Genomic DNA, 15,560 nt, shown 5'->3' with positions numbered 1-15,560 from the left:
GGAGACGCATATTTAAGCAATCAATGGTAAGACTGACGATTCCTGCAAGCCTTTATTGGATCTTTCAAAGAAGAAACATGAAATTTAGTTGTTTGGATATTATTGTATTAAGAAATATCACTAACTTTGTTCATTGTGGATGTGGCGATAATGGATTTGCAGCGTCGTTTACTATTTCAATATTTAATGTTCTTATTGCTACATTTTTGTTTTTCAATGGAGTTAAAATAGAATTATGTTAATAACAAAGGTATGAATACTTTGATTCTTGATTTTTTAAACAGCTATGCTGATAATACCAATCCTCAGTATGCCGTGATGCTGAAAGGAAAATGGGGATGTGGCAAAACTCATCTTATAAAAGAATGGAAGAAGAGGTTTGATGGAACCGCAGATACCGACGGGGAAATTACGCTAAAGCCCATCTACATTTCGACCTATGGAATGGATAGCGTGAATGACATCAAGACCGCTATAGATAGGGAATTAAATCCTTTCTTCTATTCGAAAACGGGGCGTTTCATAAAGGGAGTTTTGAAATTAGCCGGTAAGGTAGTCTTCAAGACGAGTATGGATTTTAATGAAGACTCTAAAGAGGATGGTTCATTTTCCGCAACACTGGATTCGTTGTCGTTACTACAAGTGAAAGACGACAGTATAAAAGGTGTAAAGTTCCTGATATTCAATGACATCGAAAGGTGCCTGATAGAGATGAAGGAATTGTTAGGCTTTATCAACTATTTTGTAGAGCATTGTAATTGTCATGTTGTCGTAATTGGAGATGAGAACCACCTTGAAGAACTTCCCAAGGCTGTATGGGATGAGTTTAAGGAAAAGACCATAGGCAGGGAATTTGAAATACAACCTGACATAGAAGAAGCCATCGAATACTTCCTTGGCGAAGTACCGGTATCCGATTATTTGAAAGAAATGCGTGATTTCATTATTGCCTGTTTTAAGTGTACAAAATCCGACAACTTACGGGTTTTGAGACAATGTTTATATGATTTTAAAAGCCACTTAAACAAACTTCCTCCCGAACTGGTTGAAAAGGATAATATCTTTCTTAAAAATATTCTTGGGTCATTTATTGCAGTGTATGCAGAGTATAATAATAGTGAGAACAAAGAGGTAATTTGTAATTGGAGTAGAGATTGTCGGATTTCACTACTCCAAGATAATAACGAAGATAAGCAAAGGATACAGCATCTAAGGGAAAAATATCACTCTTTAAACAAAGAGCTAATTTATGATGTCTTAAATCCGGAGTATGTTACGGCTATTATACACTATATTATTACAGGTGCTCCACTTGTAGAATTTATTGTTACGGAGATAAGGGATAAGCAAAAAGAATTGAAACCTTGGGAAATGTTATCCGGCTTTTTCGATATGGAGCAGCAAAAACTTGAAAGTATTTGTCAGGACACTATAAAATCCATATTGGATAGAGAGATAAAAGACGCTTATCAACTTGGTTATAGTATTGCGTATCTATCATATTTTCACGCTATTGGCATTTTCTATTTTATACAGGCCTATGTCTCTTTAATAAAAGTAAGAATAGCAGAAATAATTAATAGTCAAACCAGTTTAGAGGAACTTTATCAGCTAAGAGGGCGTTTTATTAGTGGATGTAATTATGTAACCACAGATTCCAAGCCCCCAATAACGGATGATATTGTGGACTATTTCTTGCAGAAGATGAAATCAAAGATAAATGAGTTGCCGGATCAAATGCAAAAAGCACTGCGTAATTTGACTGAAGGAACAGTAGAACAACTTATAATCATAGACAGATTGCCTTATCCAGATAAAAGTTGTACATACGAACTTCGTGCTATATTTGCATATGAAGATGCCAATGCTCTTTTTGATGCTATCTGCAAACTAAGCAATAAAAGCAGAAATACTTTTACGCAATTTCTTGCTTATCATTATAATTTTGACTATGACCTACAAGATGTGGGAGACAGATATAAGGCAGATGTTCCTTGTTTACTCAAGTTGAAAGATTTGGTCGGTAATGAAATCAGTATATCAAAAGGAGTGGATAAACTTGCCTTCATAAGATTAAAAGATGCCTTGATTGAAGCTATTAGGAGGTGTGAAGGCAAAAGTGATACATTGCCACCAATGTAGAAGCTAAAAATGGCGTATCGCAAAAAACGGATATGCGATGAAAGAATATTATCTCTATTTGACTAAAAACAGAAGATATTAATAGCTATAAATGAGAATGGGTGGTGGCGGGGAATCGGGAGGTTATAAAGGGAGAAAGAATGCCATAAAAGAGTAGAGCCGTCGGCAGACCGGAGCGCAAAAAAATCCCTCTGCCCAGTCATCGCGACCATGCAGAGGGAACGGTTGAATTATGATTATGTCAAGCAGCTTCGGCAATAGCTTCGTGTTTGGCAGCCTGCGGTTGTTCGGCCTCTTTCAGGCTTTCATCAATCCTGTGCTGGAGTTCCTTACATTCCTGTTTGAGCCTTGACAGTTCATCGGCTTTGCTCCACTGACGGCAAATGATGTCCTGCAATGTGGGAATTTCGCTTTCTATCCGCTCTACCGCCTTTTGTTGCTTCTCGATAAGAGAGGGCAATTTGCTTAATGCTCCATGCGGATATTGTGCCGACTCAACGAAACCAAGCGGCAGCGCACCGCTCAGACTGCATCGGTATTTCAATCCACTTATACCCTCTACAAAGAATGTATTGCGGTCAAACGTACCGTCCATATTATACTCGCTATGCACCAACAAGTTTAGCCCTGCATACGTGCCAACTGTACCATACGCTCCGTTGCGGTAGGTCTTGGCGATACGGTGCAACTCCCGGCCAACTTCCTCGGTACTGGCTTGCGGCAAGTTCAAAAGCAGGGTTGCCTTTGCCCCATTATACGAGTTGATGTATTCCAAATCCCTCTTGAAATCGGCCTCAGTACGCTTTGCCTTTTCGATTTCTCCCTGACCGGCAGCTATTTTACGCTCGGCACGGATGCGTTCTTTCTTGAAAATAGCCTGTTCCTTTTCAAGCTGCATAATCTTGTTGTCGAGCTTCGTCTTGTTCAGCAAGTCGTTATTGCCTGACAGAATAGCCACGAACTCGGCGAAGTTCATACCGCTGTCCTCATCCATGCCTCCCTCGTCAATACGGCGCACGGCGATTGTGCCGTTGTTAATTTGATTGATAAACATCTGCTTGTTTCTCAACAGATTGAACTTGTAGGCGTCAAGGGTCTTTTCCGTGCCGTAAATTACAATATCTACCACATTGCCACCCCACAGCTTTACAGTGTTGCCTTTGCGTACCGCCCTGCCGTTTCGTTGCTCCATGTCAGCAGGTCGCCAAGGTATTTCAAGGTGATGCACTGCCACAGCCCTTTGCTGGGCGTTCACACCTGTGCCTAACATGGTCGTACTTCCAAAAAGAACTCGCACCTTGCCGTTGTTCATTTCTTCAAACAGCTTTTTTCTTGTCCTCTCGGTAGTGGCGCATTGGATAAACTGTATTTCATCAGCAGGAATACCGAGTTGTACCAACTTTTCTTTGATGTCGGCATATATGTTCCACTCGTTCGGTTTGTATGTACCAAGATCGCTGAACACGAACTGTGTACCCCGATTGTCATTCGAGCGTATATAGTAGTCATAGATTGTCCTCGCACAGATAGAAGCCTTGTTATCGGCATCATCCTTGAACTTGCAACCCAACAAGCGCATATCAAGAGCCATTTTTCGGGCTACATTGGTCGCAACCAGCATTTTTGCCTTATCGAGATTGTCGGGTTGCGGAACGTCAAGTCCCAAGTCCTTCCACTGGCCGCTACCGGCAAAAGAAACCAAGCGTCCTATCATTTCCTCCTGCTCAATTGTCGGGGGATAAGAGAGGAAACGCACGTTCTTCTCAGGCACGTCAAGATTTATCATGTCGGCTGTACAGTAATCCGTAATCTCACGCAGGAACATTGCCAGCTCCGATACTTTGATGTAAGTACGGAAACGCTCTTTGCGCTTCACCGAGCCTGTCACATTCAACTCATAATCTGCCGTTTTCTTTGTGAATATGGCTGCCCACGCATCGAAACAGCTAATCCGTTGCCGTTGAAGCTCCTGCGGACGCAAATACTTGAACATCACATATAGTTCGGTAAGGGCGTTCACGACCACCGTACCCGACAGAAACGTAGCCCCAAGGTCACGACCTGTACGAAGTTGGATGTCACGAATGGCGAACAAGAGGTTCATTGCCCTTTGAGAGCCTTTGGTGTTGCCGATACCTGCCACACGGTTATGGCGTGTCTGAAACATTAAGTTCTTGAAAATATGGCACTCATCTACAAAAATATGGTCTATTCCCATTGTGTGGAAGTCCACAGCATCGTCTTTCCGATTATTGATTTTCATACGCAGTTCTTGTAATTTAGCCCCAAGGTTCTGTTTGCGCTTTTCTAATCCCTCCTGCATCTTTCCGCTACGGTAACGCATGGTGGACTGCTCCAAAAATTCAAGGTTACGTTCCACATCGGCAAGCTCTTCCGTGAATATATCTATCATGGTCTCTTCTGACTGCGGTATCTTGGCGAACTGGTCGTGGGTCAGTATGATGCAGTCCCAGTTGTTGTTCTTGATTTTTGAAAAGACCTCTTGCCTGTTGGCAAGGGTAAAATCTTCCTTGCCCGGATAGAGAACTTTGGCCGTAGGGTATGCCTTGCGGAACGTATCAGCAATTTCGTGCACATTCGCTTTCAGTCCGATAATAAGCGGCTTGTGTACCAGTCCGAGACGTTTCATTTCGTAAGCGGTAACACACATTATCATCGTCTTGCCTGTGCCTACCTCATGCCAACAGATACCGCCTCCGTTCTGCTTAATCATCCAGATAGCATCTTTCTGTGAGGGATAGAGGCTATCGTATGGAAATTGCCCGAAAGAGAGCTGCGGAAAGGTTTGTGCCGAACCGTCATAGTGCGGCCTAACATAGCAGTTGAAACGCTCGTTATATACCCTTACCAGCTCGTCCCGAACCTCTATCGGCTGCCTGTCAAGCCAGCAGTTGAAACGGTCTCTAATCTCCTGTATCTTGGTGGCTGCCTCTTGTATGGCTTCCTCGTCCGGCACACGCACCTTATCACCATTGCGGTATATCTTTTTCGTAATTTCGGGTACAGTATCATGCAGGGCATGAACAAACAAATCCTCACCGTTATAGTTGCGGACGAAATAGGTGTTGTAAGCCACCGGAGAGTAACTTTGCAGACGTACCATGTAGGTGTCGTTCACATCGAAATACATTACACTTGTCTCTACCTTGAAAAGTTCAGTTGCAAAATCGGCGTATAACTTTGTGTCAATCCAACGCTCGCCCATGTTAATATCGAGTTCCTCGTAGGGTATCGCTTCGGGTGTCGCATCCGCCAAAGCCCTTACAGCAGTTTCCGTCCAATCTTTTTCCCTGTCCGTGAGTTCGGACAAGTAAGAACCTATCTCCTTGCATTTGGCTATGACATTGCCTGAAAGGAACTTGCCTTTATGCTCCCACTCCCCGATAGCGGGATTGTAAAATATTTCACCTTTGAGGTCGCCGATGATTTCTTCCTCGGCACTGTCCGTGGACTGCATCAGGTAGTCCATATCAACCTTGCCGTAGAAATTCAAGCTGCTTGCCAACGCTTCAATCGGTGTCAGCCGTTTGTTCGGGTCTATCTTCTTGAACGCCACAGGTTCACGCATGATGTCGGACTTGACTAAATCTTTTCCAAGCTGCATTTCTATTGTAAAGACTTCCACACCGAGGCTGTCAAGCATGATAAACTCCTTGTTGTCGTTCTCGTGGAAACAGCCCCATTTGGCAACAAAGGCATCGTATCGGGCGTTCAGCTCTCTACGCAATCCGTTATCCTCTTTTTGTTCTTCCCTTTCTTTGATTGACAGTTCAAAGTATGCTTTGCGTATAGGAAAATAATCTTTCGCCCTATCTGTATTGACCTTACCCTCGTCCACCGGCACAAAATCAATGGCTACCTCTTGATAAAGACTTGATTTTCGATATTGGATAGTACCCACCTGGCCCTCAAACAGTACCATTGCGCCGTCTTTCATCCATGCTTCCACCCCATCCGTGTAGGCTCGTTTACCTTTTTCTACTTGTTTCATCGCTACATTCCCGAAAAGGGACATTTGCATATGTTCGCTGCCCTGTCCGTTCCCTGTGAAAAGACTTTTGCGGAAATATCGACCAAAGTCGAGTTTCAGCAGTGCGGCGAGATATTGCGACATGGCATTTTCATTTCCCTGCCATTGGTATTTGCGCACATATTTTCCGTATTGGTTCTGTACAATGCGGCTACCTGTTGCAAGGGTAGTTTTCGGCATGGTAAACAATTTGTTGGCGTATTCGGTCATTGTGCCTATGGCGTCCGCCTTTTCCCTGCCTACTTGTAAAAACAGTTGTTCCCGTTGTGAGAGTACCGTCTTGTGCGTGTGCTTTTGGAATATCAGCAGGTCACTGCCTACCTCTATACCGCTTGTCTGCATGAAAAGCATATCGGGCAGACGGATTGCACTTATCAGGTCTGCATGATTTACAAGATATTCACGCACGAACTTGTTACCGGGCGTGTCGGCTATGCCCCTCGATGTGATGAAAGCCAATAATCCACCCTCATTCAACAACTCCATCGCTTTGACAAAAAAGTAGTTGTGTATGGTCTTGGTGGCCTGTTCGTACATACCGCCTTTCTTCCACAGCTCCGCATCGAATACCCGGAAATTGCCAAACGGGATGTTGGAGGCTATGACATCGAAAGTTGTATGCTCAAAACCTTGTTCTCCAATGGTTTCAAATGCAGCCGTCCGTGTTAGCGTGTTCTCATGGAGCAGGGAAAGTATCATCCCCGAAATGAGATCTTTCTCAATGGCATAGTCATACGTGCCGGACATGGCTATGGGCAGAAAACCGCCTATACCTGCACTCGGTTCGAGAAATGAACGCATTTTGAGGCCGTTTTCGCTGAACGTGGCGTGTATCTGCCGCACCACTGCATCAACAAGGAATTTAGGAGTGTAAAATGCTGTCAGTACAGATGCTTTGATACCCTCTATGACATTGTGTCGCATGGGTTCTGTGAAATGAGGGTAAGCATTGATTAACTCCTGCAATCTTTGTATCGGTTCTTGCATATCACCACCTATGGGCTTGTCCGTACCTATATTCAACACTTCTTTGATACCCCCGAAACCAGAATATCGGGATAAAATTTCTTTTTCTTCCGCAGTGGCCTGCCTGCCTTGAACTTGGATTTTCATTGCCGTTTCTATGGCTTCCACGTTCGCTACCAATGATTTCAATTTGTTGTAACTCATAATTTAACCTTTCTTTTTTTCCCTTTTTTCGGCCTGTTTGCGACCTTTGGGATTTATTTTCTGCCTCCAAAAGGTGGCGGAAACAATCTGACAAGGCTGATGCGGAAAAATACGCTCGACAGACGGAGAGGAAGATTTTTACGGCTCACTCGCAGCGGAACGCCGGCATTGGCAAGATTGGAGCAGCCTATTACCTTTGCGGGAAAATAAGTCCACGAGAGGTCGCACGGCAGCAGCAAAACGATAATAAATGACAATCAAATAGAAAGGGATGAATAAAACTGTAAAACAGGGGTGTTAAAACAGGGTAACGGACAATCGGAACGGATTGCCCGTACTATAATCGGAGGAAGGTGAACTATAAAGGGAGGTGGAATCGGGTGGATTGGCCCATCTCTTGATAATTGCAGACTATTACTCTCAGAATGACGACTATATTAAATGTCGTAAAAAAATGCAACGGACTATTTTTTTTGTATCATGAGCGTATTATTCAGCAAATTAGTTGTATCTTTGTAATCGCATAGATTTTTTTGAAATGAAAACAGCTATACAGATTGCTAAAATAAGAGCAGTGGTACTCTACATCATGCAGAGTTTCACTCAAGGAGTGGACTATATAAAGTTATTTAAAATACTTTATTTTGCCCAACAGGACCATCTTGTCAAATATGGCAAAGTGATTGTCGAAGACTCTTTCAGAGCATTGAAGCATGGCCCGGTGCCAGCCTATACCTACAAGGCACTGCAAATTGCAGAAGGCAAACCCTTGGATGGGAATTTTGACGAGTTCCTTTCAGACATAGAGGTTCGTGACAAGAAGGTATATACTTCTGCCGTACCCGATATGGACTATATATCAGGTGCCAACAAACGTTGTCTTGACGCTGCTATCGCTAAATATAAGGATACAGACCCTTATGACTTGTCCGATTTGTCGCATGACTCGGCATGGGAAGAAGCGATGACACGCATTCAGGATGATCCTCAAAAAAACTTCATTACCATTATAGATATAGCCCGGGCAGGAAAAGCTACCAAGGACATGGTAGATTATATCCGAGAAAAGCAGATTGTCAAGAACGCTTTATCTTAAATCAAATGGACGACAAAACCGGTGCATTGGAAAAGCTGAAAGCTATAATGGCCAAAGCTGAGCAAGTAGAGATGTCATCAGTCAAAATTGGTGACATTATTTATGTCCCCTTGGACGAAGAGGACGGACTGATACTAAAAGACGGATATAAAGACCGTAATAAATATATTGTTATTATCGGCTTTACTCCGGAAGGTGTCGCTATCGGTGCCTTACTGATAAATTCGGAAATAGATTCTTCCAAGAGGTCGGAAGAGCTACTGGACTGCCAATATCCTTTGATGGTTCGGAACTATCGTGATATTCTGGACTATGACAGTTGGCTGGATTGTTCCGATATATTCGAACTTTCAAAATTAAAAATCACGGAAAAGAACGGTAAACTGAAAGGTTGCCTGATTTCCGAAGACAGGGAACGGGTAATGCAGTTTCTAAGAGAGACAGAGGTGTTCGATAATGCAACTAAAAGACGTTATGGCATTATTAAATAATGGCGTTAAATCATAGGGAATGGATAGAATAGGTTTAGATACCAGAATTTCAAGGAAAGAATCGTTTCTATTGGCAAATGACGGTTTGTATTTAGGCAGATTGTCGTTGAACACATCTACTCCTGATTCCATATCCAACAACGAGAATATATACGGTAGTCACTTTTCAAGTATATCTTTCAAGAATCGGTATTCCATATATGGAAGTCCCAGTTCATCGTTAAGTCCATACAATCCGAATACATTAACCCCACCAGTTATTTATTTAAGAGGTGAGAAAATCGGTTGTTTGAGTAAAAATGTGAATCTTACAAATCGTGTAGATCCGGACGTGCTTAATGACTGGATGATAAGTCAGCGATTATTTGATTAGTTTTCCATACAGAAAAATACATAAGTCTCCAATCGTAAATTGGGAACTTATGTATTTAGTAGGTCAAATGCTGATGCCGTCCTTTAAAACGACTGGAGTTATCGTTGTAAGTGACAACTTCTTCAGACATCATTAATCTCTACTTTCCAATCTTATACATATTATCACGGGAGTCAAACCGCACACCGCAAAAAATGTAGTCAGGTGTACGCACTGCCCTTGCCGTGTATATATCCTTGCAGTTGCATTCTTCAAGGTATCCTGCCAAACTATCCACCATAATAGCGCAACTTAACTCCGCTGTTTGATGCTTGAACCGCCTGCCGTTTATTTCGACTAACACATAAGGGGTAAAAAAATCAAACGGGCTATTGCTTTCGGGGGATAAGATGCCAATGTCTATCAGTCTGACAGGATTTAACTTTTCGTCCTTTGCCTTGTCGTTGTCCTTTTCAATTTGTTCACGTAGCAAGCGAAGGTAGCAATCTTTCTTCGCTTCAAAAGTATGTATCGACTTAATCCACTCACGAATCCGTTTCTTAAAGTATGCCATACTATTGGAAACAAAGAGCGTTATCCGTCCGTCTATGACAAAACCGTAATCGGTCATACCACTCCATTTACCCATACATTTATGTCGTACAGGCTCCCATGTCTTGCCTCCTACAAGGGCGACAAATTCATCTACTGCTGCTTTCTCTTTCCTTTTCATTGTATATAGTTTTTAAAATTCAGGAATAGTTGCTTTCTCAATCAAAACGTTGTCGGCATAATACTCAATCGCCCCCATCGTAACACCAATATCCTGACAAACTGTTTTGAGATAGTTTTGATAGTCGTTTCCAGAAAAGTTCTTACCACATAAGTTTTTGAAAATCATCGGAATGGATATATCGTCTGTACTCGATAGTATCACTTTGCCATTCTGCCTAATCTCTGTTTTCATAATGTTATTTTTGTTTTTATTGTTACTATTTCCCTTTGTTCAACCTGTTTGCGACCTTTGGGATTTATTTTTCTGCCTCCAAAAGGTGGCGGAAACAATCTGACAAGGCTGATGCGGAAAAATACGCTCGACAGACGGAGAGGAAGATTTTTACGGCTCACTCGCAGCGGAACGCCGGCATTGGCAAGATTGGAGCAGCCTATTACCTTTGCGGGAAAATAAGTCCACGAGAGGTCGCACGGCAGCAGCAAAACGATAATAAATGACAATCAAATAGAAAGGGATGAATAAAACTGTAAAACAGGGGTGTTAAAACAGGGTAACGGACAACCGGAACGGATTGCCCGTACTATATCGGAGAAAGGTGAACTATAAAGGGAGGTGGAATCGGATGGATTGGCCCATCTCTTGATAATTGCAGAATGACGACTGTATTAAATCATAGGGAATGAGTAAGTCTTTTTGATAAGGCAGAATGCAGTTCGGAACAGGCAACCAGAAAAACAATGTTTTTTGTTTGCTTATCCGCCAATTTTTCGTTATCTTTGTCAAAATGAAGACAGCAGACGGTACTTTCGGGTACGGTCATTGTCGTGACATGGAAGATTCATACTCGGCTTGGAAACAGGCGGAGATTGATATACATATTATACGTTCACTGAACGTCTTGGAATAGAAAACTGACACTTATCAAAAAGACAAGATGTATAGCAAAATATTCATACTGTATGTTTATACAGCAAGGGTTTGCTTATCTGCCTTTTAGGTATGGCAGTACCTCTATTCCGGAATAGCGTAGGTTCATGCTGTTCTTTAGGGTGCAAGGTGGACATAATTCTTAAAAACACATTGAATATGAAACAGATTTCCTTGCACGTGTATCAGTCCATCGACGGTTGTCCGGCTCCTTCGGACAAGCATTTTGATGCGGCTGTGGATGCCTCCAGTTGTGTGCTGATTGACGAAGAAACTTACCTGCGTATTTATATGAACCATTTGGGTTGGCCGATTACGGCGAAAGAGACTTTGGTTGTGACGAACGGCGGCATCGACCTGACGGAGAATGAACGAGTGAAGTTCATCCAAGGAGATGCAGTGGCAGAACTGAGACAGATGAAGGAAGACGGCGACGGTATGGTGGTGGCTTACGGTGAGGAAATCGGGGCTTTACTCTTGGATAACGGGCTGGCGGACGAAATCACAGTGACAACCGTTCCGGTACTAATCGGCGGCGGCGAAAAGGCATTGGAATGCGGATTGAATGACGGCAGAGCTTGGATTGTGCGGTCAAATAAGGTGCTGGTGGACGGAAAAATGAGGACGGTGTACGGGAAGGTCTAATATGACAAATAGATATTATAGCAAAAGTGCAGCAACCAATTGCTGCACTTATTTATAAAAAGACGTGCCTTAAACATGCTAAATAGGCGAAAAGTAAGGCAAGTATATTACTTTTTAAGCCGAATACTAAAAAAGGTAGAGAAAGATATAAGGAGGATGGAGCCTCCGAAGATATAAAAATACAGCAACACCAACTAAACCGGCACATAGGTAAAGCCGGGCAATACATCAGAACTAATAGCGTACTTTGCCATATCACGCTATGGCTGACAAAACAGCCTTTACATGAATGGCAAAGGAGTCACCGCTACGGCTCGGAATATGCGAAAACAAGATGGCTGTTATACGATTGAGCTGCCATAGAGATTTAGAACTTTTAGTCCATTCGCTGTAGCCTTACGATAAGTATAAAACGTACCACCCTTGGGTTTGCCGTCATACCAGGCAATAAGAGACGAACTTTGAAAAACCATATAGTCGTTGCGTCGAAGCAAACAGCCATAGTAGTAGTGTTCGCTCAGGATGATAACATCATCCGAGTTACAGAGAATAGTATCATACCGGGCTTTCATCGCATCGTTCCACCGCTCGGATTGTCCGCGATACGGTACTACGGCAATAACTTGCAGACCTGACAATTCGGACTGCAACGCAAGAGCAACTTCTGCCGCCAGCATATCAAACCCCATGGCACAACCACAGTAAAAATGACGATAACCTCCAGCGTATGCCTTGGTTATCGCTGCCTTTAATTGCAGCTTCAGTTGCTTCCTGTATAGGAATGGAATATTGCGGTGTCCACTGAAGCAAACGGACACTGCCTTATCATACTTTGTCTGGGTCATATTATTTCACTTTGTAATGGGTTCTTGCGAGGAATATACCTCCGAGTACATTAGCACCAAGGCTTTCAAGCTGATTGGCATAGGTAGCATAACTCAGCCCTTTGGTTATCACATCATCAAAGACTACCACAGACCTGCCGTTGAAAAAGGCCGAATCAAACTCAATGACGTTTACCTTACGGACTTCTTTCTCTGCCTTACGGTTTTCGTGAATGGTTAGCCTCTCACCACTCACTGATACATGGTCATAACCATTGATAGCTCCCGTCAGTTCGCATACTCTTTGGCAGAATGCTTTGTAACGTATCTCGTTCTTCTTATCGGTGGATGCCGGTACGGGAGAAAATACAATGTTAGTACATGATGTTCCATAACGTTCGGTCATGTTGGCTGCCGTGCGTTGAGCAACCTCTTCGTATGCCCGTCCATCCTTGAAATCAAAGACTAACTTGCGGTCTGCTATCTCACGCTCACTCACATTGCGTATGCGTGCAGGAAAATACTTACAGAACCATGCCTGTGGCTTGTCCAACTGTTTTTGAAGTTCTATGTCTATCGTCTTTGCCATAACTCTGATAATTTTTCTTTTTCCCTCTTTTTGAAGGCTGTTCAGCCTGCTGAGGGATATTTTCTGCCATCAACTGCCGCCCAAGAATACCGATAAGACAAAACGGGGACAAGAAATACGCTCTGACGTGTCAGAGGAAGATTTTTCGTTCCAGCGATAGTGGCGATTTGATGTTTGGTAAAAGGCGGCTTACTTTGCGGAAAATATGACTACAGCAGAGCTAACCGACAAACAGAATATGCTTTCTTACTACAGGCGGTTGTCATATAGACATGTAGAATAGGTGCAAGATTTATAAAAGGAATGGGTGGGCAGTGGAACGTCTGTGGCTTGCCGGTCCAAACTTCCCGATGAAGTGACCATACAACTTAGTCTCAAATCTGGCGAAGCGTAAACCTTGGCAGTTTGTGACCGAGGTGTACGGTCTTTTCATGTTTGGCTTCCGTAAAGAGTCTTTCACTCACCCCATAGCAGCTCTGCTGCCATAAGGTGAGTGAATGTCTCTTGCGGACAAGTCCTGTGACGCTCCGCTGATGGTGTGGGGCGAAGCTATAAAAACAAACAGACGGCATTGCCGGTTACAAAAGAACAGATAGCAGAGGTCGCTGCAAGGACAACAGATTGGCTTGATTGACACTTGTGGCAAATATGCCATCGTCCTTGCTTTATCCCAAAGACTGGTACACAGCATATAGCAGACTTGTATGCCATTTGCCGTGTACCGGTCAGGGCGAACATCTTCTATAAAAGTTGAGCATGTACAATTAAAAGAGGAAATTGTATGGGTAAGACTTTATGATATAAAAGTGATATGGCTTATAAATTATCGGTGCTATTTTAGATTAGTGCCACGATTTTGCTAACTTTGCAAGTGAGTGAAAACGAATTTGATATAAGTAATGAAGCCATAACCCCCATATCCGATTATGTCGAAATACACCGTAATGTTGTAAATAACCAGATTGAAACGGGCTGCTTCATTCAAATAAAAATACGATGAATGCAAGACTATTGTTCATACTCCTGCTTTTCACAATTGGGGCATTGTGGTATATTATCGGCTACTGGCGACGAAAAGCAGGAGAAGCGGCATTCGCCGCCGCACGGTTGACCGAAAAGAGCGAGGAACGTGAACGTTACTGTCGTCTGGCGGTAATGGCCGGTCATCGGGAAGCCTGCCGTATGTTCTGTCTCTTGCATCCCGAACGGTTTGATGGCCATTCTCCCCATAAGCCGTTCAAGTTACGAGGCATCCGAATCTCCTTTTACGGATATTACTATCCGTCACGATACAATGCGCTGCTCAATGATGAACAGAGGGCTTTCTGCCATTCCATCTACCAGTTCAAACAAGGAGATATACACGGAATCGAGTTCTTTAAAACGTGTATGAATGCCTTGCAACTGAAAAAGAGACCTTACCATATAATGTTCATGCCGTGTAGCAACTGGATAAAATACGGTCAACGGTTCAAACGGCTCGACTGGTACATCGGAAAGCACCGACAGGATTTAACTTCAGGACTGTACGACGTTGATATTTGCGATGCACGAGAAAGCCTGCATGAGGCCAAAGGTGGAGAGAAGCGTATCCTCGAACGAAACTACCTCATTACCGGAAAAATCAAAGGGAAAGAGATTATCATCATAGATGATGTGCTGACAACCGGGCAAAGCGTGGTGGATTACAAGGAAGAGATAGAACGGTGCGGTGGCAAAGTAGTGGCGGCTATCTTCTATGGCAAGACGCTCTCCATGCCTTCGATGCTCCTTGTACAAATACACGTCTGGGGCAACCATATTGCCCATATTATTGAACGGATGACAAAGTAACCGGAACGTTTTCAGCCCTTTTCACTTCTCTTTTACAAACCTGCCAATGCTGATATACACTCCTGCCGGATGGATTGGATATAATCGAGTATAAGCGAGGGGCTGATACTCCTGCCATTGAGTTTGCAGGTGATATGCAGGTGTTCGCCGGTGCTGCGTCCTGTGGAGCCGGTAATGCCAACCACATCACGAGGATGAACTATTGCCCCTTTGACGATAAGAATTTTAGAGAGATGACAATAACTGACGGTGTACCTACCATGCCGCAAGGTTACATACTTGCCGGAAGTCTTGTCCTGTCCGACCTTCACGACCACACCCTCCATCATGGCCATCACCTTGTCGCCACGTGCGCGCAAGTCCAGTCCGCCATGAAATTTACTCTTTCCCGTAAACGGGTCCTTACGGTAGCCATAAGGCGAAGTGACCTTGATATAACGTAACGGGTAACTTACACTCAAGTAACGATCCATCCACTTTTTCTTATCCATATCTGCGGATACCGGGATACCTGTTGAAACTTCCTGTACGGAAATCTCGCTTTCGGATGCCGGTTCCGCTTGGTCTAACCCCATATCCAATACCTCCATCTTGTAGCGTGTTGGGGTAACGGCAACGGTATTGAATTGTGCTTTGGCTGGCGTGATACATAATGAGACACCCGTCATCATCAATAATAAAATCTTTCTCATGGCAGCAAAGTT

The 15,560-nt window shown here is 43.4% G+C and carries 14 protein-coding genes; 8 read left to right on the top strand and 6 right to left on the bottom strand.

Features of this window, described 5'->3' with window-relative positions; all coding sequences use genetic code 11:
* Together HMPREF0673_RS14685 and HMPREF0673_RS05055 are read left to right on the top strand one after the other, a co-directional pair.
* A partial coding sequence (locus HMPREF0673_RS14685; RefSeq protein WP_245544230.1) for a hypothetical protein occupies positions 1–242 on the top strand: 242 nt, incomplete at its 5' end.
* Positions 243–252: 10 nt separating this feature from the next.
* Positions 253–2,142 (top strand): P-loop NTPase fold protein, encoded by a 1,890-nt coding sequence (locus tag HMPREF0673_RS05055; RefSeq protein WP_007898935.1) that lies wholly within the window; start codon positions 253–255, stop codon positions 2,140–2,142.
* A gap of 241 nt (positions 2,143–2,383) precedes the next feature.
* Here the strand turns inward: HMPREF0673_RS05055 and HMPREF0673_RS05050 are convergent, their stop codons facing one another.
* Positions 2,384–7,363: an N-6 DNA methylase gene (locus HMPREF0673_RS05050; protein ID WP_007898933.1), complete on the bottom strand. Its 4,980-nt coding sequence runs from the start codon at positions 7,361–7,363 to the stop codon at positions 2,384–2,386.
* Between the two features lie 538 nt (positions 7,364–7,901).
* Here HMPREF0673_RS05050 and HMPREF0673_RS05045 point away from each other — a divergent pair.
* The 3 genes from HMPREF0673_RS05045 to HMPREF0673_RS15045 are packed head-to-tail and all read left to right on the top strand — an operon-like array spanning position 7,902 to position 9,323.
* A complete protein-coding gene (locus tag HMPREF0673_RS05045) occupies positions 7,902–8,459 on the top strand; it encodes a Panacea domain-containing protein (RefSeq protein WP_004308669.1) in 558 nt (185 codons plus the stop codon).
* A 5-nt stretch (positions 8,460–8,464) separates the two neighbouring features.
* A complete protein-coding gene (locus HMPREF0673_RS05040; RefSeq protein WP_007898928.1) occupies positions 8,465–8,950 on the top strand; it encodes a hypothetical protein in 486 nt (161 codons plus the stop codon).
* 19 nt (positions 8,951–8,969) lie between these two features.
* Positions 8,970–9,323 carry a hypothetical protein gene (locus tag HMPREF0673_RS15045; RefSeq protein WP_004323416.1) on the top strand — a complete coding sequence of 118 codons (354 nt, stop codon included), beginning with the start codon at positions 8,970–8,972 and terminating at the stop codon, positions 9,321–9,323.
* A gap of 139 nt (positions 9,324–9,462) precedes the next feature.
* Here the strand turns inward: HMPREF0673_RS15045 and HMPREF0673_RS05035 are convergent, their stop codons facing one another.
* Both HMPREF0673_RS05035 and HMPREF0673_RS05030 read right to left on the bottom strand, forming a co-directional pair.
* Positions 9,463–10,035 (bottom strand): hypothetical protein, encoded by a 573-nt coding sequence (locus tag HMPREF0673_RS05035; protein ID WP_007218123.1) that lies wholly within the window; start codon positions 10,033–10,035, stop codon positions 9,463–9,465.
* Positions 10,036–10,047: 12 nt separating this feature from the next.
* Positions 10,048–10,269 carry a DUF7688 family protein gene (locus HMPREF0673_RS05030; protein WP_007898927.1) on the bottom strand — a complete coding sequence of 74 codons (222 nt, stop codon included), beginning with the start codon at positions 10,267–10,269 and terminating at the stop codon, positions 10,048–10,050.
* A 475-nt stretch (positions 10,270–10,744) separates the two neighbouring features.
* Here HMPREF0673_RS05030 and HMPREF0673_RS05020 point away from each other — a divergent pair, with 475 nt between their 5' ends.
* Both HMPREF0673_RS05020 and HMPREF0673_RS05015 read left to right on the top strand, forming a co-directional pair.
* Positions 10,745–10,945, top strand: a complete 201-nt coding sequence (locus tag HMPREF0673_RS05020) for a hypothetical protein (RefSeq protein ID WP_007898922.1) — start codon at positions 10,745–10,747, stop codon at positions 10,943–10,945.
* 179 nt (positions 10,946–11,124) lie between these two features.
* Positions 11,125–11,610 (top strand): dihydrofolate reductase family protein, encoded by a 486-nt coding sequence (locus HMPREF0673_RS05015; protein ID WP_004308674.1) that lies wholly within the window; start codon positions 11,125–11,127, stop codon positions 11,608–11,610.
* Positions 11,611–11,951: 341 nt separating this feature from the next.
* Here HMPREF0673_RS05015 and HMPREF0673_RS05010 read toward each other — a convergent pair whose 3' ends face one another.
* Both HMPREF0673_RS05010 and HMPREF0673_RS05005 read right to left on the bottom strand, forming a co-directional pair.
* Positions 11,952–12,455 (bottom strand): SLOG family protein, encoded by a 504-nt coding sequence (locus HMPREF0673_RS05010; RefSeq protein WP_007898915.1) that lies wholly within the window; start codon positions 12,453–12,455, stop codon positions 11,952–11,954.
* A gap of 1 nt (position 12,456) precedes the next feature.
* Positions 12,457–13,023: a type I phosphoribosyltransferase gene (locus HMPREF0673_RS05005; RefSeq protein WP_004323418.1), complete on the bottom strand. Its 567-nt coding sequence runs from the start codon at positions 13,021–13,023 to the stop codon at positions 12,457–12,459.
* Between the two features lie 996 nt (positions 13,024–14,019).
* Between HMPREF0673_RS05005 and HMPREF0673_RS05000 the strand changes: the two genes are divergently transcribed.
* A complete protein-coding gene (locus tag HMPREF0673_RS05000) occupies positions 14,020–14,856 on the top strand; it encodes a phosphoribosyltransferase family protein (RefSeq protein ID WP_004308677.1) in 837 nt (278 codons plus the stop codon).
* 32 nt (positions 14,857–14,888) lie between these two features.
* On the opposite strand, the gene HMPREF0673_RS04995 is transcribed toward HMPREF0673_RS05000, so the two are convergent.
* A complete protein-coding gene (locus HMPREF0673_RS04995) occupies positions 14,889–15,548 on the bottom strand; it encodes a M23 family metallopeptidase (RefSeq protein ID WP_004323419.1) in 660 nt (219 codons plus the stop codon).
* Positions 15,549–15,560: the final 12 nt, after the last annotated feature.

The organism is Leyella stercorea DSM 18206 (assembly GCF_000235885.1).
GTDB lineage: Bacteria > Bacteroidota > Bacteroidia > Bacteroidales > Bacteroidaceae > Prevotella > Prevotella stercorea.
The sequence above is the reverse complement of the archived record's forward strand: the minus strand, read 5'-3'. Positions and strand labels throughout refer to the sequence as shown.